The organism is Olleya sp. NP1-10, from assembly GCF_055804415.1.
In genome coordinates this window covers 298,608-317,828 of sequence record NZ_CM147840.1, presented here as the reverse complement: position 1 = coordinate 317,828, position 19,221 = coordinate 298,608, and the positions used below count along the sequence as shown (strand labels likewise).

Genomic DNA, 19,221 nt, shown 5'->3' with positions numbered 1-19,221 from the left:
AAGATAATGATTATTTTGTTAAACCACTGCCAATAGAGTCTTATCAAATTGATAAAAATCCATCACGTAATTTATGCTTTATCACCATAAACCTCTTTTACAAAAGCATCATAAGACATTTCTTTTGCTTTGATGTTTGCTTTTTCTTTATAAAGATCTAGTAATTTTTGACTTACTACTTGTTCAGAAATACGTCTAACTTCGTCTTGGTTTCCTAAAACACGCGCAGCAATATCATCTAATTCTTTTTCAGAAGGATTTAATTGACCAAATTGTGCCATTTGCATTTTGATCATATTTTTAGCGTTAGTTTTAACGTCTTCAAAGTCTACTTTAAGATCATTGTCTTGCATTAATTTACCTTCAATTAATTGGTAACGTAAGCTTTTTTCTGATTTTTCGTATTCTTCTTTTGCAGTTGCTTCATCCATTTCTTTTTCACCTGCAACTTGCATCCATTTAGTTAAGAATTCTGCTGGTAAATCAAATTTAGTGTTGTCTACTAAATGTTCTGTAACATCATTTAAAAGCTTTTGGTCAGACTGCTGTACAAATTGCTTTTCTGCATCTTCTTTAATTTTAGCTTTTAATTCTGAAGCAGATTTTACGACATCTTTACCAAATAGTTTATCAAATAAATCTTGATCTAAATCTGCAGCTTCACGACTGTTAACTTCATTGATTGTAAAAGTTACTTCAATATCTAAATCATGTGCATCATCATGTTGTATTTTTAATGCATTTATTAATTCATGATCATCTTCGTAAAGGCCTTTAGTTTTTAAAGTAATGACGTCTCCTGGTTTAGCACCAATAAATTTCTTTTCAGTAGCTTTTCCTTTAAACTTGTCTAAAGTAATTGTAACAGTATTGTCAATTTCTTTGTCTTCGTTTTTAAAAGTACCAGTAATTTCGCTATCCTTTTTAACTTCAGTTTCTGAAGTTATTTTACCGTATTGGTTTTGGATACGCTCAATTTGCTCGTCAATCATTTTATCATCTGCAACGATGTTGTAATGTGTGATTGCTTTTTTGCTATTTAAATCTACGGTAAATTCTGGTGCAAGACCTAATTCAAATTCAAAAGAAAAAGAATCAGAATCCCAGTTTATTTCGTCTTGTTGTTTAGGTAATGGTTGCCCTAAAACGTCTATTTTTTCTTCAGTTAAATACTTGTTTAATGCATCTTGAAGTAATTTATTTACCTCATCAACTAATACAGCTTTACCATATTGTTTTTTTACCATTCCCATTGGTACATGACCTTTTCTAAATCCTGGGATGTTAGCTGTTTTTTTGTAATCTACTAAGATTTTTTCAACTTTATCGTTATAATCTTCTTTAACGATGTCTACTTTTACTACAGCATTTAATGCATCAATGTTTTCTCTTGTAATATTCATTATATATGATATAAAGCCCAATTGGGCAATTAACACTAGTTTTATTGTCCTCAAGTATTTATGAGGTAATTATTCAACAGAATTTTAAAAAGCAAGCTTTTATTTTGAATATTTCTGTTAAAAAGGTGTGCAAAAGTACTACTTTTTTACAGTATTACAAAGTTTTTAACGTCTTGTGTAACAGACTATTTTTAAGGGTTACTTAGTTTTGGTGTCTGACTTTATAAAGGATTGCAATAACCATTGTAAAATGGATAATAAAATACTAAATAAAATTGCAGTCCAGATGCTTGAAACTGCAAATCCATCTATAAATTTATCGGCTAACAAAATCATTAACCCATTGACAACAAATAGAAATAACCCTAAGGTTAGTATAGTAATTGGTAAAGTTAGTATTACCAAAATTGGTTTAACAATTAGGTTTAAAATAGATAGTACTATTGCAACAACAATAGCTGTAATATAGTTGTCTAAAAACACTCCATTTAATACATGAGCTAAAGCAAATACAGCAATAGCGTTGATTAGTAATCTTATAATTAAATTCATAATAGTTTTTATTTATTAGACTTTAATTTACAAAATTTGTTACAGCATCGTAAAATTCTTCTGGGTTTTCAGCATGTAACCAATGTCCAGCATTAGATATGGTTATAATATTAGCTTTAGGAAAATGGTTTTTTATTAAAGCTTCATCTTGATTACCAATATATTCGCTTTTATCTCCTCTTAAAAATAATGTGTCTTCTTCAAATTTAGCATGGAATGGTAAAGCTTCTCCAACTTCAGAAACATTATCTGTTAATGCATGTAGGTTTAGTCTAATACCTAGTTGACCTTTTTCTACCCAATATAGGTTTTTCAATAAAAATTGTCTTGTGCCTAAATCAGACACATAGTTGGCTAATTGTTTATCGGCTTGACCACGACTTTTTAAGGTCGAAAAATCTAGACTATTTAAACCTTTTAAAATAGCATCATGGTGTATTGGGTAAAATCTTGGAGAAATATCTGCGACTATAAGCTTACTAACCAATTCTGGATATAATGTTGAAAACAGCATAGCAGTTTTTCCTCCCATTGAATGTCCTAAAAGTATAGCGTCTTTGATGTTATGATGATCAAAATAGTGTTTTAAATCTTCGGCTAAAGCTTCATAATAAAACGAATCGTCATGAAAGCTTCTACCATGATTGCGTTGGTCCACTAAATGGACTTGAAAATGTTCAGCAAATTGGTTTCCTAAAGTTTTCCAATTATCACTCATGCCTAAAAAGCCATGTAAAATTATAAAGGGCTTACCTTCTCCTAAAATATTAGAATGTAAAAGCATAATAATTATTTTAGTTTGTTTTTGTACATATTTACTACGTTTTCAATACCTAAATATAAGCTTTCAGATATTAAAGCGTGACCAATTGAAACTTCTAAAAGTTCTGGTATGTTTTGTTTAAAAAATTGGATGTTATCTAAAGATAAATCATGTCCAGCATTTACACCAAGCCCTAAGTTATTAGCTAGTTTGGCACATTCAGCGTAAGGTAATATTGCTTTTTGATTACCTAAACTATATTGGTGAGCAAAAGCTTCAGTATATAATTCAATTCTGTCAGTTCCTGTTGCTTTAGCACCTTCAATTTGGTTTAAATCTGGATCTACAAATATTGATGTGCGTATGCCTTTCTTTTTAAATTCAGAGATAACATCTATCAGAAAATCTTTATTTTTAATCGTGTCCCAACCTGCATTACTAGTTAAAGTGTCAATACTGTCTGGTACTAAGGTGACTTGGGTAGGTTGAATTTTTAAGACCATTTCCATAAATTTTGGAATTGGATTTCCTTCAATATTATACTCGGTATACACTTCAGGTTTTAAATCGTATGCATCTTGGTATTTAATATGACGTTCGTCTGGTCTTGGGTGTATTGTCACACCTTGTGCTCCAAAACGTTGTACATCTTTTGCAAACTGAACGACGTTAGGTGTGTCACCACCACGAGAATTTCTTAAAGTTGCTATTTTATTAATATTTACGCTTAATTTTGTCATAATATGCAATAATTTAAAACACAAAAATACAAAGTATAAGAGGCTTTTTGTGCTAATTTTTAATTAATTTGCGCAAACAAAAGTTTTTATAAAATGAACCTTTCTGATTACATAATAAACGATATTAAACCATTATTTAATACCAGTGTGGTAAGCGATTTGCAATTACTGTTTAATCAACTAACATATTCGCACATTCCTATAAAAAATGATGCAGATGTGTATTTGGGATGTGTCTCAGAAAATGATGCACATTGTTTTCAAAAAGCACAAGTGATCTCTGATTGTAGTTATGCAATTGAAGGTTTTTTTGTTAGAGAGGATGCTAACTGGTTAGATGTTTTAGAAGCTTTTGCTCAAAATTCTACTAATATAATGCCTGTTCTAAATTCAAGAAATAAGTACCTTGGCTATTATGAGCTTAATGATGTTATTGGATTGTTTAATGAAACACCTTTTTTCTCTGAAAATGGAGCGATATTAATTGTTGAAAAAGGATTGCCAGATTATAGTTTTAGCGAAATAAGTCAGATTGTTGAAAGTAATGACGGTAAACTATATGGAGCTTTTATATCTAAAATCGAAAATGATGTAGCTCAAATCACCTTAAAAATAGGTAATGTAGGACTAAGTGAAGTCATGCAAACCTTTAGACGCTACAGTTATAATATTGTGTCTGGTCATGAAGAAGATAGTTATTTGGATGGTCTAAAAGAACGCTCTGATTATTTAAATAAATATCTAGATATGTAATGATGAAAGTTGCAATTTATAGTCAATTTCAGAAAAAAAACCATTAGCCTCTTTAGAGGTTTTGTTAGAAGTACTTCAAAAAAGAAACATTGAAATAGTAATTGAAGCTAGTTTTTATAAAGGCATATTGCCTAAAATAAAAACGGAGTTTGATACTTTTTCTTCATTAGATGCTAGTTTTGATTTTTTAGTAAGTATTGGAGGTGATGGTACAATATTAAGAGCCATTACGTTAGTTAAAGACTTAAATATACCAATTGTAGGGATTAATACAGGAAGACTAGGGTTTTTGGCGACCATACAGCATGACGAGATTGAAGATGCTATTGATAATATAATTAACAAGCAGTATTCTATTTCAGAACGTAGCTTATTAACTATTGAAAGTTCTGAGGAAAATGCTGAAATAAATTCATGTAATTTTGCTTTAAATGAAATTGCTGTAAGCCGAAAAAACACAACCTCTATGATTACGGTTGAAACCGAACTTAACGGAGAATATCTTACTAGTTATTGGAGTGATGGTTTAATAATATCTACACCTACAGGATCAACAGGATACTCGTTAAGCTGTGGTGGACCAGTTATAACTCCAAATGCAGCAAGTTTAGTATTAACACCAATTGCACCTCACAACTTAAGCGCAAGACCATTGGTTATAGAAGATACAACTGTTATAACTTTAAAAGTAGATGGTAGAGAAAAGCAACACTTAGTCTCTATGGATTCTAGAATTGCAACTTTAACTAATAAAACGACAATAACTATTAAAAAAGCACCATTTACTATAAAAATGATGGTCTTTAAAAACGAAACTTTTCTTGATACATTACGCAAAAAACTACTTTGGGGAGAAGACAAGCGTAATTAAAACAATAAAAACCTGTTAAATCTGTTTAAAAGTGTAACTATTTCAATCAAATTGTTATAGGCTAATCTTATTTATTATATTTGCAAACTTTGAATATTTATGAAGCAGTTAACACTTTTAGTACTAACATTTTTTTGCATGCAATTTAGTAGTGCACAAATCAACGAATTTGGGTTGTATTTGGGTGGTTCTAATTTTATTGGAGATGTAGGTGCTACAGATTATATTGCACCTAATCAACTAGCTATTGGAGCCATTTATAAATGGAACCGAAGCACTAGACATTCTTATAGGATATCATTAACTTTTTCTGAACTAGAAGGGATAGACAAAAACTCTGACGATCCAAGTAGACAAATAAGAGGTTTAGAATTTAGCAATCAAATCATTGAGTTAGCTGCAGGAATCGAGTTTACTTTTTTTGATTTTAATTTACATCAAGGTAGTTTTGTATCTACACCATATATATTCACTGGTGTAACTGCAACACAACATGATAATTTTTATTATAATAATTTAGGCGAAATACAATCTGAAGACTCTAATAGTGTAGCTTTTGGGATTCCAATAGCTTTGGGTTATAAAGCCACGATTTCTCCTAGTTTTGTGCTAGCATTAGAAGTCGGAGCACGTTACACGTTTTCAGATGAGTTAGACGGAAGTGTTCCTAACAATTCAGAGTTAGAAAGTTTAAGTTTCGGTAATTTAAATAATAATGATTGGTATACCTTCACAGGAATTACTTTAACATACACCTTTGGGAAAAACCCATGTTATTGCGGATATTAAATTGGATTTATTAAACCACATACATAAACAAAATTTGCCAGAGCATATCGCCATAATAATGGATGGTAATGGTCGTTGGGCAAAACAAAAAGGAATGCTACGTGCTTTTGGACATGAAAATGGTACAAAATCAGTACGTCATACAGTAGAAGCTTGCGCAGAACTAGGCGTTAAAAACTTAACGTTGTATGCGTTTTCTACTGAAAACTGGAAACGTCCTAAATTAGAAGTAGATACATTAATGAGGCTTTTAGTAGCATCATTAAAAAAAGAAATTAAGACTCTTCGTGACAATAACATTAAATTAAATGCTATTGGAAACCTAAAATCTTTACCCAAAAAAGTATACAAAGAGTTACAAGAAGTTATTGATTTAACTAAGGGAAATACGCACATGAATCTTACTTTAGCCTTAAGCTATGGGTCAAGAGAGGAGCTATTAAATGCTGTTAAAGAAATCAGTACTAAAGTTAAAAATAATATAATTTCTACAGAAAAAATTGACGAAACCGTATTTAATGCACATCTTTACACGCAAAGTTTACCAGATGTAGATTTACTTATAAGAACAAGTGGAGAGCAACGCATTAGTAACTTTTTGTTATGGCAAATAGCTTATGCTGAATTGTACTTTACAAAAGTACTTTGGCCAGACTTTACAAAGCAACACCTATATGAGGCTATTATTGAATATCAAAAAGAGAACGACGATTTGGGAAAACCAGTGAACAAATTAGCTAAACAATTACCATTGAAAACATTATTAAACTACACATTGTTTGTCATTGCTTTTTTAAGCACATTAACAATAAGCGCTCAAGATTTAAATTACGAAGACGGTAAAAAATACACAATTGCTGAAATTACTGTAAAAGGTAATACAAGTTTCAGTGAGCAAACCATAATCACATATTCTGGATTAAGAAAAGGTGCCGAAATAATGGTTCCTGGTGAAGAAGTCAGTAATGCAATTAAAAAACTTTGGAAATCTAATCTTTTTAGTGATATAGAAATGTATCTATTAAAAGTAGAAGGTGATAGTGCTTTTTTAGAAATTAGATTATCTGATTTACCAGAATTAAAAGAAGTTAAAATAACTGGTGTTAAGAAAGGTAAACACGAAACTATTTTAAAAGAAAATAAACTTCAAAGAGGAGCTAAAGTAACAGAAAATTTAATTACTACTACGCAAAATTACTTAGAGAATAAGTATAAGAAAAACGGTTTTCTTAATGCTGATGTAAAAGTAAATACTTTTGATGTAGCTAATGATACTATTGATAAGCCTTTTGTTAATATGATTGTTGCTATTGATAAAGGAGAGAAAGTAAAAGTAAAAAATATTGATTTTGAAGGTAACACTGTTTTAAGCGATAAAAAGCTTAGAAAAGCAATGAAAAACACTAAAAAAATCAATCCTATCAGAATCTTAAAACGTTCTAAATTTATTGAAGCTGACTTCAAGGAAGATCTTTCTAGTGTAGTTGATAAATACAAAGAAATTGGGTATAGAGATGCTAGAATTGTAGCAGATACACTTATTAATAACAATGACAAAACAGTATCTCTAAATATAGCTGTTGAAGAAGGAGAAAAATATACTTATGGAGATATCACTTTTATTGGTAATACAGTTTATTCTGATGAAATCTTAAAAAGATTATTACGCATAAATAAAGGAGATACATATAATGGTATCGAACTTCAAAAGCGTATTGCTGATGAAACAAGACCTGATGGAGAGGATATCACTAATTTATATCAAAATAATGGTTATTTGTTTTCTACAATTAATCCAGTTGAGGTAAATGCAGATGGTAATGTTATTGATATGGAGATTAGAATATCAGAGGGGAAACCTGTTTATTTTAACAAAGTATCAGTTACAGGGAATCAAAAAACTAATGATCATGTAATTTACCGTGAGATTAGAACAAGACCTGGTGATTTATATAGTAAAGAAAATGTTGTTAGAACAATTAGAGAATTAAGTCAGTTAGGTTTCTTTGATGCTGAGCAATTAACACCAAACTTTAAAAACCCAAACCCAGAAGAAGGTTCTATTGATATGGAATACGCTTTAGTAGAGTCTGGATCTAGCCAAATCGAACTACAAGGTGGTTATGGTGGTGGTGGTTTTATTGGTACTTTAGGGTTGTCATTTAATAATTTTTCAATAAAAGATTTATTTAAAAAAGATGCTTACACTCCTGTTCCTATGGGAGATGGTCAAAAGCTAGCATTACGTCTACAAGCTAGTACATTTTACCAAACCTATAGCTTTTCATTTTCAGAGCCTTGGTTAGGAGGTAAAAAACCAGTACAATTTTCAACGACAATATCTCAAACAAAACAGTTTTTATATGATGCAACTACAGGTGATGCAGATAAAGACAGTCGTTTTAATATCACTGGTATTACTGTTGGTCTTGCAAAACGTTTATCAATACCAGATGATTATTTCACATTGTCTCAGGCAGTTAGTTTTCAGCATTATAACTTAAAAAATTATAACTCAGGATTGTTTACGTTTGGAGACGGTTATTCTAACAACCTATCATATACTTTAGGTTTAAGTAGAAATAATACATTTAATGATCCAATTTTTCCAATGGGAGGATCTAGTTTTACAGCAACAGCTAAGTTATCTTTACCTTATTCATTATTTAATAGTACAGATTATGATGCGCTAAAAGAAGAAAGAGATACTAATGAAGAAATTGCAAACGACACAGACGCTAATATTCTTGTTAGAACTGAAGCTGCTGATAGAGTTAGTGAAATTGATCAAGAACGTTACAAATGGTTAGAGTTTTATAAAATTAAATTTAGAGGAGATTGGTATACAAAACTAGTAGATAAACTAGTGTTGAGACCAAGTGTTGAGTTTGGTTTCTTAGGGGCTTATAACCAAAATAGAGGAGTTATTCCTTTTGAACGTTTCTTTGTAGGAGGAGATGGATTAGGAAGTTATAGTTTAGATGGTAGAGAAGCAGTAGCGCTTCGTGGTTATCAAAATCAAGCTCTATCATCAACAGATGGAGGAACAATCTATAATAAATTTTCTTTAGAATTAAGATATCCAATTACATTAAAACAATCTGCTAAAATTTATGCTTTAGGGTTTTTAGAAGCAGGTAATTCATATGATAGTTTTAATGACTACGATCCATTTGCTCTTAAAAGATCAGCAGGTTTTGGGTTAAGAATATTTATGCCAGCCTTTGGTTTATTAGGTATTGACTTTGGTCATGGATTTGATCCCCAAGTAGGAGAAGTATCAAAGCATGGTTGGGAAACACACTTCATAATTGGTCAACAATTTTAATTAATTATAGTTTAACCCAATAAAACCAATCAAATAACAACTATAGTTTTTATATTTTTTTATTTTTGGCACGATATTTTCTAATAACATAACAGGGATTTGATTAAAGAATTAAAATTTTTAACATGAAAATTCGTTATTTTGAAAACATTAAACTTTAAAATGTGTTAACAATACAATGTTAAATCTTATTTTGAGTTTATAAACTAGAAATAATTAAACCATATCCAAAATGAAATTAAAAGTTCTTATTGTAATTTTGATGCTTACAGCAGCTTTTTCTGCTAACGCACAACGTGGTGTTAGAATTGGTTATATTGATACAGAATATATTTTAGAAAACATTCCTGAATATACAGATGCAACAAATCAATTAGAAAGTAAAGTCCAGAAATGGAAAAAAGAAATTGAAGCTAGTTTAAAGGGAATTAAGCAAAAAAGAGAAACGCTTAATAATGAAAAAGCACTTTTAACTAAGGAGTTGATCGAAGAGCGTGAAGAAGATATCTTTTTTGAAGAAAAAGAAATATTAGATTATCAGCAAAAACGTTTTGGTCCCAATGGAGATTTGATGATTCAAAAAAGACAGTTAATGCAGCCTGTTCAAGATCAAATTTTTCAAGCAGTTCAAGATATTGCTAAATCTAAAAAATATGATTTTGTTTTTGATAAATCTGCAGATGTGGTTATGCTGTATTCCGCAGAGCGTTTTGATATGAGTGATTTAATCATCAGAACAATTTCTAGAGCTTCAAAACGTACCCAAGCTAAAAATAAAGCAGAACGCAGGAATGCTAAAGATGAAGATGCAGTTATAGAGGTTAATAAAGCACAAGAAGCTAGACAGAAAATTTTAGATGATAAAAAAGCAGAACGAGAAGCAGCTACAGCAAAACGTAAACAAGAAATATTAGACGCTAGAGCAGCTAAGAAAAAAGAAGCAGCAGAGAAGAGAGCTAAGATTCTTGAAGACAGAGCTAAAGCAAGAGAAGAAAAGCTTAAAGAGCGAAATAATATCAATGATTCTGAAGAGAAAGATGAAAAATCAGAGGAAGATATTGACTAAAATATAAGTATTGATTATGCTCCTAAACTAAGAGCATAAATTTAAGAATAAAGAAAATAAAACAGTTAGTACATAAAGCTTTTGAAAAAAGCTATATAAGCTAAATAACAGAAAATCTTAGAATACCGTCAAAAAGCTAAAGAAGAAAAAGAGAGCACAGAAGATCAGGATAACTAAGACAAATACAAATAATTTATAACACACAAATACTATTTTAAAAATGAAACAATTTAAAACACTTTTATTTGCTGCAGCATTATTTATTGGAGCGACAAGTTTTTCTAATGCACAAACAAAAGTTGCACATGTTAATACAACAGAGCTTGTAGCGTCTATGCCATCTATGAAAGCTGCTCAAGCTGAAATGGAAAAAATGGGTAAAACTTTTGAGGCAGATATACAAGAAATGGTTAAAGAATACCAAACTAAAGCAAAGCAATATGAAGCTGAAGCTGCTACAAAAACTAACGAACAAAACCAACAACGTGGTGAAGAGTTAGCACAAATGCAACAAAGTATTCGTCAATTTCAAGGTGATGCACAAACACAATTACAAAAAAAGAAATGGACTTATTAAAACCAATCACAGATAAAGCTAAAGCAGCTATATTAAAAGTTGGTAAAGCACAAGGTTTTAATTATGTATTAGATTCTTCTCAAGGTGGTGGTGTTATCATGGCTGAAGGAAAAGATCTTATAAAAGACGTTCAAAAAGAATTAGGATTTTAATATAAAATCCTTTCAAATTAAAATTAAGCTGTCTAACTTTAGACAGCTTTTTTTATGCACAATTTTTATGAGTAAAAACCCGATTGGTATATTTGATTCAGGCGTTGGTGGTACGTCTATTTGGAAGGCTTTAAACAGCTTAATGCCTAATGAAAACACAATATACTTAGCAGATAGTATCAATGCGCCTTACGGTCCAAAAGGGAGGGATGCGATTATGGCACTTTCTGAGAAAAATACAGAGTATTTGTTAGAACATAACTCTAAGCTAATTGTAGTGGCTTGTAATACTGCTACAACTAATGCTATAGGCCATTTAAGACATAAGTTTGACGTCCCATTCATAGGTATTGAGCCAGCCATAAAACCAGCAGCTCTACAAACACAAACTAAAGCTATAGGGATATTGGCAACTAAAGGTACTTTGAGTAGTGAATTATTTAACAACACATCTCAATTATATAATAATGGAGTTACTATAGTAGAGCAAGAAGGAGAAGGTATTGTACAATTAATAGAAGCAGGTTTGATTAACTCTGATCAAATGACACAATTACTTACTAATTATTTAAAATCAATGATTAAATCAAATATAGATTATTTGGTTTTAGGCTGTACACATTATCCTTATTTGATACCTCAATTAGTAAGATTACTCCCAAGTAATGTTAAAATTATAGACTCTGGTGCTGCAGTTGCTAGACAAACTAAAACGGTTTTAAAAGAACACGGTTTACTAAATTTAGTGATTAATAAACCTGCTTTAAAATTTTATTCTAATGGTAATCCTAATATTATGAAAGGTTTGTTGGATGGTGATTTTGAAGTTGAATTTTTAAGTTTTTGATTCAATAAAGTCTCAAGTGTGGTTTTAACCACAACAAGATTTTGAATAAAATGGATTTTTCGATGAAATACATTGTTTTTTGAGAAAAAGTTTTGCTGAAAAGTTTTTTATTTTTTTGATTTGGGGATTATTTTATTAATCTTTAAACCAACCAACCATGAGAAAAATCAAAACCAATTTACTATCCTTAAAATTTATAGTCTTATTAGGACTTGCCTTTTTAGTTTTTGCTTGCCAAAAAGATGAGCTTTTAACAGAACAGGAAAATAACTTTGCACAACCTAAATTTGAAATAAAAACCCTTAACAGAACAGAGATAAAAGAAAACCAAAAAATTTCAAAAAAAATTTCCAACCTAAATATTAAAAACAAAGCGATTAAGGGGCAATCTGACAACCAAAGAGTCATTAATAATACTGATTTTGGTTTTTCTATAGACACAGATTATGTAAAGTATTTAGAAGATGCAGAAACAGGATATCATTCTTATAATTTCCCATTAACTAGAGATAGTTTACAGGTAGATAATGTCGAAAATTTATTGCTTTCTTTAAATGAAGATGGAGAATATGATGCATTTATAGTAACTTACGGTTTTACAAAACAAGAATATCTAAACATGGATACTAATACATTGACTTCAAGAATAACTAAATATGTGCCTATTAATTTTGATACTTCTGTGTTTAACTCTAATGAATTATTAAAAATGGTTGCTGAGTATTCTTGTTTAGAATTGTGGTCTTATGAATATGGATGGAATGAAGGTCATGGTTATTTACATGGAGCTGGATGTAATAGTAGTTGTGGAGATTGGGTTTTGTCTTCCTCAGATTGTGGGTGGATAGCTTATGACGATGGAAGTAATAATAATGAGACAAGTGGAGGAGGAGATGTTTCAAATGGTGGTGTTACTTCTGGAGGAGGAGATAGTAGTCATCCAACTGGTGGATCAGATTCGAATTACGATCCAACGGACTCTAATATTCATGGAAATGGGTCTAATGGGGCTACCTGACGTTGAGTCTGTAACTGATATACTTCTTTTCATTTCTTTTAATTGTAAATGTTTGATTTATAGATTTTTGAAAAATATATTAGTTTCAGTTAATTGCTTTTTGTTTCTTTTAATTGATAAAATGTTTGACCTATGTTTGACCCAAAATAATTATCCTATTGATTTATTCTTCAAACCTATCCCCGTATTTCCATCTTTTTTGACCAATAGTTCTAAAACTGTATTTGAATCTAAATTACAGATTGCTCTGTAAGCTACAAATGGGTCTATTGTCATTTTGTTATCAGATGGTAATTTTTTATTTATCTGCTTTAATAAGTATTCAAAGTGATTTCCTTGAAACCTGTAGTAAACAGCACTCAAAATATCAGCATTAAATAGTAATAAGATTCCTCTGGAAATAGGTAAATCAAAAAGTGTTTTAAAATCATCCTTTTCATATAGGTAAATTTCATAGCAAATTTCATTTACTGTTTTCTCTCCTATTGATTTTAATACAAACTCATAGTTTTCATATTGCTCTCCAATAGTGAAACGAAGTGTTTTTAAAAGTTTTCTTTCACTTCTAAAAATACTCTTAATAAAAAAAAGCCACCTTATTAGATGGCTTGTGAAATTCCTAAAAATCATTTTATTTATTAATATTATTTATTTTGAATGTGAGTAATGAATCTCCAAAATCTGATTTTTGAACCTCTGTGTTAGTCATTATTAAAATACCATTTTCTTTTATTTTGTCTATAACATAAAAATTACCATATGTTTTTTCTTTCATTAATTTAGTACTGCTATCTATATCTTTTAGATATTCAAACTGCATAAATGTTAGACCTTTTCCTTTATAGTTGTATGCTATAGTATATGATTTATAAAAGGTATTAAATATTATAAATTCAACTTTTCCAATTGGTTTATTAAAAATTTCTTCTTTAGTTTTCTTGTCATTACTAATCATATATAAATCCCCATTAGAATACTTAATTTCATTTGAGTTTTGAGAAAAAGAATTTAATGAAAAAATAAAAAGTGCAACTATATAAAAATATTTCATGGTCATTTTAATTTAGAAATTTTCACAATTATAACTTGATAGAGAGGATGTAAATTCACTCATTCCTTTACCAATTTTTCCTTTATCTAAAACAAGTGCTACTACTTCTCCATTACACTTAGCAAATATTTTGTACCTAAATGATGGTGTTGGTGAAGAATCTATAATTTCAGCAGATATTATACTTGCATCCTCTTTTGTAAAATCTACAGAAATAGATGATGAATTTGTAACACTAAAAGTTTCTAAAATATCCTCACTATTTATTTTTAAGTAAATTTTTATTTCTTGAAGTTCTTGTGAAGCATTTAACTCTAAAGTGTATGTGTTCAAATTGACTGTTTCCTCATCGGTATTACTATTATCATCAGAACAAGATGATAATATAAAAAAGGCTATTAGTATTAAATAAAATTGTTTCATTGTTTTGATTGTTTGTAATGAGCATCAAGATTAGCTTGATTTTCTTCGTTTAAATAATTTTCTAATTCAGAGTAATAGTAATCTCTACTTTCTGAAAATATATTTTGATGTATTTCTTTAAAATTTTCATTCCTAAATCCATTGCTTAACCATCCCATTTTAAGTGAATCAAAAAGGTAATTAGCCGTTGAGATTCCTTTCAATCTTAGGCAATCTTTTATCAGGTCAACAAATGTTGGGTACTTACTGTATTGTTTAAAATACTCATCAACAAGTTGTTTTACTATGTGTTTTTCTTTAGTGTTAACCATTATACAAAACTCTATTTTATCATTTATGATAACTGGTCAAATATAATAAACTTCATCTTTGTATTTATCATAAAAGATAACTTAATAATTAAGTATGACAGATAAAGATGATTTACAAAGAGCTATTGGTAAGCGAATTAAAGCATTAAGAGAGTCAAAGAATATAGCTCAACAAGATTTAGCAGCTGCTTGTAATTTTGAAAAATCTAACATGGCAAGATTAGAAGCAGGAAATACAAATCCTACTATTTATACCCTTAAAAAGATTGCCGAGAATTTAGAAATTGAGTTAACAGACTTGGTTAAGGATTTATAAAATCGCTATTAATACCTATTCTTAAATTATTTACCGTTTTAAATTAATCTTTAAATCATAGGTATTTAAATAAGTTCACAAATACATCCGCTTAATATTCATTTAAACCTGTAGTAAAAAGAATGTATAAACAATGCTTTACCTTTATACAGGTACTACATAATTCCTTCATCATTAAAACTGTAATAGCCATCTTTAGTAATTACCAAATGGTCTAATACTGCAACATCTAAATATTCTCCTGCTTTTCTAAGTTTGTTAGTCATTATTTTATCAGCTTCACTAATTTTTAGGCTACCACTTGGGTGATTATGCGCTACAATTATGCCTTTTGCATTACATTTTAAAGCTACTGAAAACACCAATTTAGCATCTACATTTACACTAGAACTTCCTCCTTTAGCTAATGGATAAATACCTAATACTTGATTGGTGTTATTTAGTAATAATACTTTAAACTCTTCCTGTAATTCTATAGTATGTTTATTCCAACAAGCTAATAGTAAATCATAAGACATTTTACTGTTAGTTACTTTTAATCGTTTCTTGTTATTGTTGGTGTAAGAAACTTTAATTTCTGCTATTTCCATAAGATTATTAAAATTTAAAAAGGCATCACTTTAGTAGTAATGCCTTTATTGTAGGATTTGTTAAGAAGCATATTGTAAAGCTCCATTTTGACTAAACTGCTCAACATTTGGTTGAAGAGTTTCAGCCTGTAAAGAAGAGTTTTCTGTTACAGGTTCTTTTACATCTTCTGGCACATAAGTCCATCTATGATGCATTATAATTTCCTCTCCTGTTTCTTTAACAATGTACTCATAAGGTTCACACTCTTCTTTGATAATGCTACCCTGCATTTCTGTACCTGTTAAAGCAATACAAGTTTGCTCATCAAAAGTTGAAGGGATATAAGCCTTTTTTGCAGTTGCATAAAAATTGCCAGTAGATTTTGACCTAATCAATTCTACGCCACCTTGAAGTTCCAGAACATAGAATAGCTCTCCATCTTCTTTTTGTCTTTGTTTGTAACCAATAATTCTTACCATTTTAAAAGTTTTTGAGTTGTACAATACCACCAATAAAAACAATGCTTCTACCATAAAAACTACAACTATCACCTTGAGTTTTTACTGGCTGGAAAAAAATTATTTCTATATAAAAGTGGTGGGGGAATCTTCATTCCTAAAGATGGGTGGGGGTGTTAATAATGGTGGTTTACATTCTCACAATACTGTTTTAATTTTTTTAGAAAAAAATAAAACAGAATTTAAATCTTACTAAATTGTCAACGTAACAGTTATATATTTTATATGAGTGCTATTTCGGCATTAAAAGGGTATCGTACACAATTTTTATATTCTTTATTTAGAATATTAAAAGACCATGATAAAGATTATATTTTTAGAGTAGAAGGAGATTATGAAGACTTAGATGTTTTAGATTCCTCTTACAATTATATAGAGTCAATTCAAGTCAAAAACAAAGGCAATTCTTTGAGTTTTTCCGATATGTTTTCGTCAAAAGATTCATTTTTTAAAAGAGCTGAAAAATTAGTTTCTCAAAATCCAAAAGCAATTGTAAAAATTGTTTCATTTAATATCGTAAGTGATGATTTATATGATAAAAGAAAATTAAATAAGAAACTTTTAAAAAAGGGATTTAGTAAATCAAAAATTGATAAGTTATTAAATAATTATCATGAACCTGAAATAGTTAATGAGAAATATATAGAAGAAGATATTATTAATTTGCTAAAAGCATATAACATTTTCTCAAACCCTGAAGTAGCTTTAGAACTTTTATTATTCTGGATTTATAAATCAGCAGAAAATCAAAAAGAGATAACAACTAAAAGTTTGCTTGCAGACTTAAATGGAATTGGAAAATTTTTGAGTGAACAAATCACTTTTCATAAACAATTTGGAAACTCAATTATTCCACTCAGTGTTAAAACTTTAAAAAATGAAAATAAAGAATTACTACAACAAGGGTTTTATTATGGAATTTCCGCAAAGTATGAACACATTCTTGCTGATTTAGATGTAATTAGAAATGAAAAACTAGATATTATATGTTCTGCATTTAAGAAAATTAATATTTTTTTCATTCATGGTGCATCTGGACAAGGCAAGAGTACTTTAGCTTATAGATATTTAAATAACTTTACAAATAATAACACAGCTTACGAATTAAAGTTATCTGACAAATTAGGAGAAGTTTTTGAAACTATTAACAGCTTAGATGCCCTTTCAAAGGGGTTAAAATTTCCAATAACTCTCTACATAGATGTTTCCCCAGAAAATAATTACTGGAATGAGGTATTAAAAGAACTGTCAACAAAATCTAATCTTAACTTTTTAATTACACTTCGCCAAGAAGATTGGAATAGAACAACTTTAGGAGTAGATTTTGAATTTGATGATTTTGAGCTAACATTTGATAAAAATGAGGCAGAAATAATTTATGAATCCTTGTCTAAATATAAAGTAAATTTAAAATTTACTGACTTTGAAGAATCCTGGTTGCAGCTTGGTGAGAAAGGAATGTTATTAGAATATGTATATCTTCTTAATCAAGGGGATAAACTTAAAACTAGGTTACAAAGTCAAGTTAGAAGATTAGAAAAAGAAAAAAGAGTAAATGAACTTGAAATTTTACGATTTGTTTGCCTTTGTGATTCCTACAACTCCAAGATTAACTTTGTCAAACTTATCAAAAGTTTGAATATTAATGTTGGAATATCAAACTCATTTATTGAATTGCTTGAAAAAGAATATTTATTGAAATTCAATGAAAATAAAAAATATTTAACAGGATTACATCCTATACGTTCTAAACTATTATGTGAAATATTATTTACTGAAAATGAATATATTGAAATTCATGAATACATAAACAAATCCCTTTCTTTAATTAACGAAAAAGACTTACAAGTATTTTTGCTTAACAGTTTTCACAATGGCTATGATATAGAATATCTAAATAGTCAATTAAATCATATAGAATTAAATTCATTTACAGGATTAAATAATGTTTTTAATGCTCTATTATGGAAAGGTGTATATGATTTTATATTTGTCAAGAATAAACCTTTGTTTGACACTCTTTATGAAGACTATAAAGGTTTTTGGAATTTTCTTATTCCTTATGATTATTCTGGAGTTACTGGTGGAGCAATTCATGAATTGTTTAAAGAGCATATTCCTGAAGAGGTTAATGAAGAAATTGAAAAATTACAATCTCAGTTTACACCTAAAAATGATATATACGAATATGTTAAAAATTGGTTAGTAAATAAAAAAACAATTAGCTCTAAATGTGTTGATGATTCAGATATATATTCTTTAGGCAGGTTTTTATTTTGGATTGGTCATTTAAAATTAAGTGATAACGTGAAAATTAGCTTAATCGAAAACGATGTTATTAAATTAATACAGAATAATAACACCCCGTTAAATAATGTTTCAGAACTCATATTAGGCTTAGAGTATTACAAACTTTATGATAATCTACTGTCAAATTTAAAATCTCATATTATTCCTATTTTAAGAGATAAATACAACATAATAAACTTATATATTCAGAAAGAAATTGAATGTACTTATTTCTACAGCCCTGTTAAGCATGAGGAAAGTAATGATTCTGATGGGAACTTTTTTAATGAAAGAACTATGGAGATAATTGACCTTCTAAGAAATATTTTTCCATTTAAAGAAAGATATAGTGTTATAGGTAGAGGTAAAACATTTTTTGGAATTGAAATGCCCTATGACCCTTCTGAAAAGAATATTGAGAACAAGAACTTACCAATACCTTATTTAGTTCAAATTAATGTCTTAATTAATAATTTATATTCTTACCAATATAGACAAAATAATTGGTCAGAATATATAGCATCTTTAAAGCACAAAAGAGAGAAATACAATGAGTTAAGCTCCAATCTAATAAGCTCTTTTATAAATTATTTCAGGTCTAATGATTATAAAGAGTTTATAGACATAGTTTCTGAAATAGAGATAGGAGTAAAAAAATCAAGACCATTCCATTACCTAAAAATATATCAGATCGGTGGGGTTATATTTCTGAAGGAAAAGCTAGAGATTCTATAATAGGAAATGAAGAAGAGTCTAATGATAGTCAACAATTAAATAAATCAATATCTCTTAAAAAATATAAGTCTTTCAGAAAATCACAAAGAGATTATTTTTCATCGCTAGAAAATTTTTTAAATCAAATAGGTCAAAATATTTTATCGTTA

19 protein-coding genes and 2 pseudogenes are annotated in these 19,221 nt (G+C 29.2%); 11 read left to right on the top strand and 10 right to left on the bottom strand.

The genetic code is table 11. From position 1 onward, the window contains the following. Nucleotides 1–71: 71 nt before the first annotated feature. The 4 genes from tig to AC0L4B_RS01520 all read right to left on the bottom strand — a co-directional run bounded on the left by tig (nt 72) and on the right by AC0L4B_RS01520 (nt 3,458). A complete protein-coding gene (gene tig, locus AC0L4B_RS01535; RefSeq protein ID WP_473438250.1) occupies nt 72–1,403 on the bottom strand; it encodes a trigger factor in 1,332 nt (443 codons plus the stop codon). Nucleotides 1,404–1,601: 198 nt separating this feature from the next. Beyond that, nucleotides 1,602–1,955: a phage holin family protein gene (locus AC0L4B_RS01530; RefSeq protein WP_473438249.1), complete on the bottom strand. Its 354-nt coding sequence runs from the start codon at nt 1,953–1,955 to the stop codon at nt 1,602–1,604. Nucleotides 1,956–1,977: 22 nt separating this feature from the next. Further along, on the bottom strand, nt 1,978–2,739 hold the full coding sequence (locus tag AC0L4B_RS01525; protein ID WP_473438248.1) for an alpha/beta fold hydrolase: 762 nt from the start codon (nt 2,737–2,739) through the stop codon (nt 1,978–1,980). A gap of 5 nt (nt 2,740–2,744) precedes the next feature. Beyond that, entirely contained in the window at nt 2,745–3,458 is a 714-nt protein-coding gene (locus tag AC0L4B_RS01520; RefSeq protein WP_473438247.1) for a pyridoxine 5'-phosphate synthase, read from the bottom strand. 93 nt (nt 3,459–3,551) lie between these two features. Between AC0L4B_RS01520 and AC0L4B_RS01515 the strand changes: the two genes are divergently transcribed. From AC0L4B_RS01515 to AC0L4B_RS01475, 9 genes and pseudogenes are all read left to right on the top strand, one after another. Further along, nucleotides 3,552–4,211 carry a CBS domain-containing protein gene (locus AC0L4B_RS01515; protein WP_473438246.1) on the top strand — a complete coding sequence of 220 codons (660 nt, stop codon included), beginning with the start codon at nt 3,552–3,554 and terminating at the stop codon, nt 4,209–4,211. 61 nt (nt 4,212–4,272) lie between these two features. Further along, nucleotides 4,273–5,082: an NAD kinase gene (locus AC0L4B_RS01510; RefSeq protein WP_473438245.1), complete on the top strand. Its 810-nt coding sequence runs from the start codon at nt 4,273–4,275 to the stop codon at nt 5,080–5,082. A 99-nt stretch (nt 5,083–5,181) separates the two neighbouring features. Further along, nucleotides 5,182–5,871: a type IX secretion system protein PorG gene (gene porG / locus AC0L4B_RS01505; protein WP_473438244.1), complete on the top strand. Its 690-nt coding sequence runs from the start codon at nt 5,182–5,184 to the stop codon at nt 5,869–5,871. Between the two features lie 58 nt (nt 5,872–5,929). Continuing rightward, a pseudogene (uppS, locus tag AC0L4B_RS01500) lies at nt 5,930–6,529 on the top strand (polyprenyl diphosphate synthase); the annotation flags it as partial. Nucleotides 6,530–6,583: 54 nt separating this feature from the next. After that, the gene (locus tag AC0L4B_RS01495; RefSeq protein ID WP_473439372.1) at nt 6,584–9,199 is read left to right on the top strand and encodes a BamA/OMP85 family outer membrane protein; all 2,616 of its coding nucleotides are present in this window, start codon (nt 6,584–6,586) and stop codon (nt 9,197–9,199) included. A gap of 232 nt (nt 9,200–9,431) precedes the next feature. Next, nucleotides 9,432–10,265, top strand: coding sequence for an OmpH/Skp family outer membrane protein (locus tag AC0L4B_RS01490; protein ID WP_473438243.1), 834 nt, complete (start codon nt 9,432–9,434; stop codon nt 10,263–10,265). A 220-nt stretch (nt 10,266–10,485) separates the two neighbouring features. Beyond that, nucleotides 10,486–10,994 (top strand): annotated as a pseudogene (locus AC0L4B_RS01485) (OmpH/Skp family outer membrane protein). Between the two features lie 67 nt (nt 10,995–11,061). Next, nucleotides 11,062–11,841: a glutamate racemase gene (murI, locus tag AC0L4B_RS01480; protein WP_473438242.1), complete on the top strand. Its 780-nt coding sequence runs from the start codon at nt 11,062–11,064 to the stop codon at nt 11,839–11,841. 157 nt (nt 11,842–11,998) lie between these two features. Further along, on the top strand, nt 11,999–12,859 hold the full coding sequence (locus AC0L4B_RS01475) for a hypothetical protein (protein WP_473438241.1): 861 nt from the start codon (nt 11,999–12,001) through the stop codon (nt 12,857–12,859). Nucleotides 12,860–13,009: 150 nt separating this feature from the next. On the opposite strand, the gene AC0L4B_RS01470 is transcribed toward AC0L4B_RS01475, so the two are convergent. The 4 genes from AC0L4B_RS01470 to AC0L4B_RS01455 are packed head-to-tail and all read right to left on the bottom strand — an operon-like array spanning nt 13,010 to nt 14,644. Further along, nucleotides 13,010–13,489: a hypothetical protein gene (locus tag AC0L4B_RS01470; protein ID WP_473438240.1), complete on the bottom strand. Its 480-nt coding sequence runs from the start codon at nt 13,487–13,489 to the stop codon at nt 13,010–13,012. Between the two features lies 1 nt (nt 13,490). Continuing rightward, nucleotides 13,491–13,910 (bottom strand): hypothetical protein, encoded by a 420-nt coding sequence (locus tag AC0L4B_RS01465; RefSeq protein ID WP_473438239.1) that lies wholly within the window; start codon nt 13,908–13,910, stop codon nt 13,491–13,493. 12 nt (nt 13,911–13,922) lie between these two features. After that, nucleotides 13,923–14,333, bottom strand: a complete 411-nt coding sequence (locus tag AC0L4B_RS01460; protein ID WP_473438238.1) for a hypothetical protein — start codon at nt 14,331–14,333, stop codon at nt 13,923–13,925. Continuing rightward, nucleotides 14,330–14,644: a hypothetical protein gene (locus AC0L4B_RS01455; protein ID WP_473438237.1), complete on the bottom strand. Its 315-nt coding sequence runs from the start codon at nt 14,642–14,644 to the stop codon at nt 14,330–14,332. The genes AC0L4B_RS01460 and AC0L4B_RS01455 overlap by 4 nt, the downstream gene beginning before the upstream one ends. Nucleotides 14,645–14,738: 94 nt before the next feature. On the opposite strand from AC0L4B_RS01455, the gene AC0L4B_RS01450 reads away from it, so the two are divergent. Then, nucleotides 14,739–14,960 (top strand): helix-turn-helix domain-containing protein, encoded by a 222-nt coding sequence (locus AC0L4B_RS01450; RefSeq protein ID WP_159261367.1) that lies wholly within the window; start codon nt 14,739–14,741, stop codon nt 14,958–14,960. A gap of 155 nt (nt 14,961–15,115) precedes the next feature. On the opposite strand, the gene AC0L4B_RS01445 is transcribed toward AC0L4B_RS01450, so the two are convergent. Then, nucleotides 15,116–15,550, bottom strand: a complete 435-nt coding sequence (locus AC0L4B_RS01445; RefSeq protein ID WP_473438236.1) for a JAB domain-containing protein — start codon at nt 15,548–15,550, stop codon at nt 15,116–15,118. Nucleotides 15,551–15,610: 60 nt separating this feature from the next. Continuing rightward, on the bottom strand, nt 15,611–16,009 hold the full coding sequence (locus AC0L4B_RS01440; RefSeq protein ID WP_473438235.1) for a hypothetical protein: 399 nt from the start codon (nt 16,007–16,009) through the stop codon (nt 15,611–15,613). Nucleotides 16,010–16,273: 264 nt separating this feature from the next. Between AC0L4B_RS01440 and AC0L4B_RS01435 the strand changes: the two genes are divergently transcribed. Then, nucleotides 16,274–19,072 (top strand): hypothetical protein, encoded by a 2,799-nt coding sequence (locus AC0L4B_RS01435; protein WP_473438234.1) that lies wholly within the window; start codon nt 16,274–16,276, stop codon nt 19,070–19,072. Nucleotides 19,073–19,221: the final 149 nt, after the last annotated feature.

What these genes read in the sequence shown, in the direction of transcription:
- tig (WP_473438250.1), bottom strand. Translation starts at nt 1,403, where the DNA reads ATGAATATTACAAGAGAAAACATTGATGCATTAAATGCTGTAGTAAAA.
- AC0L4B_RS01530 (WP_473438249.1), bottom strand. Translation starts at nt 1,955, where the DNA reads ATGAATTTAATTATAAGATTACTAATCAACGCTATTGCTGTATTTGCT.
- AC0L4B_RS01525 (WP_473438248.1), bottom strand. Translation starts at nt 2,739, where the DNA reads ATGCTTTTACATTCTAATATTTTAGGAGAAGGTAAGCCCTTTATAATT.
- AC0L4B_RS01520 (WP_473438247.1), bottom strand. Translation starts at nt 3,458, where the DNA reads ATGACAAAATTAAGCGTAAATATTAATAAAATAGCAACTTTAAGAAAT.
- AC0L4B_RS01515 (WP_473438246.1), top strand. Translation starts at nt 3,552, where the DNA reads ATGAACCTTTCTGATTACATAATAAACGATATTAAACCATTATTTAAT.
- porG (WP_473438244.1), top strand. Translation starts at nt 5,182, where the DNA reads ATGAAGCAGTTAACACTTTTAGTACTAACATTTTTTTGCATGCAATTT.
- AC0L4B_RS01490 (WP_473438243.1), top strand. Translation starts at nt 9,432, where the DNA reads ATGAAATTAAAAGTTCTTATTGTAATTTTGATGCTTACAGCAGCTTTT.
- murI (WP_473438242.1), top strand. Translation starts at nt 11,062, where the DNA reads ATGAGTAAAAACCCGATTGGTATATTTGATTCAGGCGTTGGTGGTACG.
- AC0L4B_RS01475 (WP_473438241.1), top strand. Translation starts at nt 11,999, where the DNA reads ATGAGAAAAATCAAAACCAATTTACTATCCTTAAAATTTATAGTCTTA.
- AC0L4B_RS01470 (WP_473438240.1), bottom strand. Translation starts at nt 13,489, where the DNA reads ATGATTTTTAGGAATTTCACAAGCCATCTAATAAGGTGGCTTTTTTTT.
- AC0L4B_RS01465 (WP_473438239.1), bottom strand. Translation starts at nt 13,910, where the DNA reads ATGAAATATTTTTATATAGTTGCACTTTTTATTTTTTCATTAAATTCT.
- AC0L4B_RS01460 (WP_473438238.1), bottom strand. Translation starts at nt 14,333, where the DNA reads ATGAAACAATTTTATTTAATACTAATAGCCTTTTTTATATTATCATCT.
- AC0L4B_RS01455 (WP_473438237.1), bottom strand. Translation starts at nt 14,644, where the DNA reads ATGGTTAACACTAAAGAAAAACACATAGTAAAACAACTTGTTGATGAG.
- AC0L4B_RS01450 (WP_159261367.1), top strand. Translation starts at nt 14,739, where the DNA reads ATGACAGATAAAGATGATTTACAAAGAGCTATTGGTAAGCGAATTAAA.
- AC0L4B_RS01445 (WP_473438236.1), bottom strand. Translation starts at nt 15,550, where the DNA reads ATGGAAATAGCAGAAATTAAAGTTTCTTACACCAACAATAACAAGAAA.
- AC0L4B_RS01440 (WP_473438235.1), bottom strand. Translation starts at nt 16,009, where the DNA reads ATGGTAAGAATTATTGGTTACAAACAAAGACAAAAAGAAGATGGAGAG.
- AC0L4B_RS01435 (WP_473438234.1), top strand. Translation starts at nt 16,274, where the DNA reads ATGAGTGCTATTTCGGCATTAAAAGGGTATCGTACACAATTTTTATAT.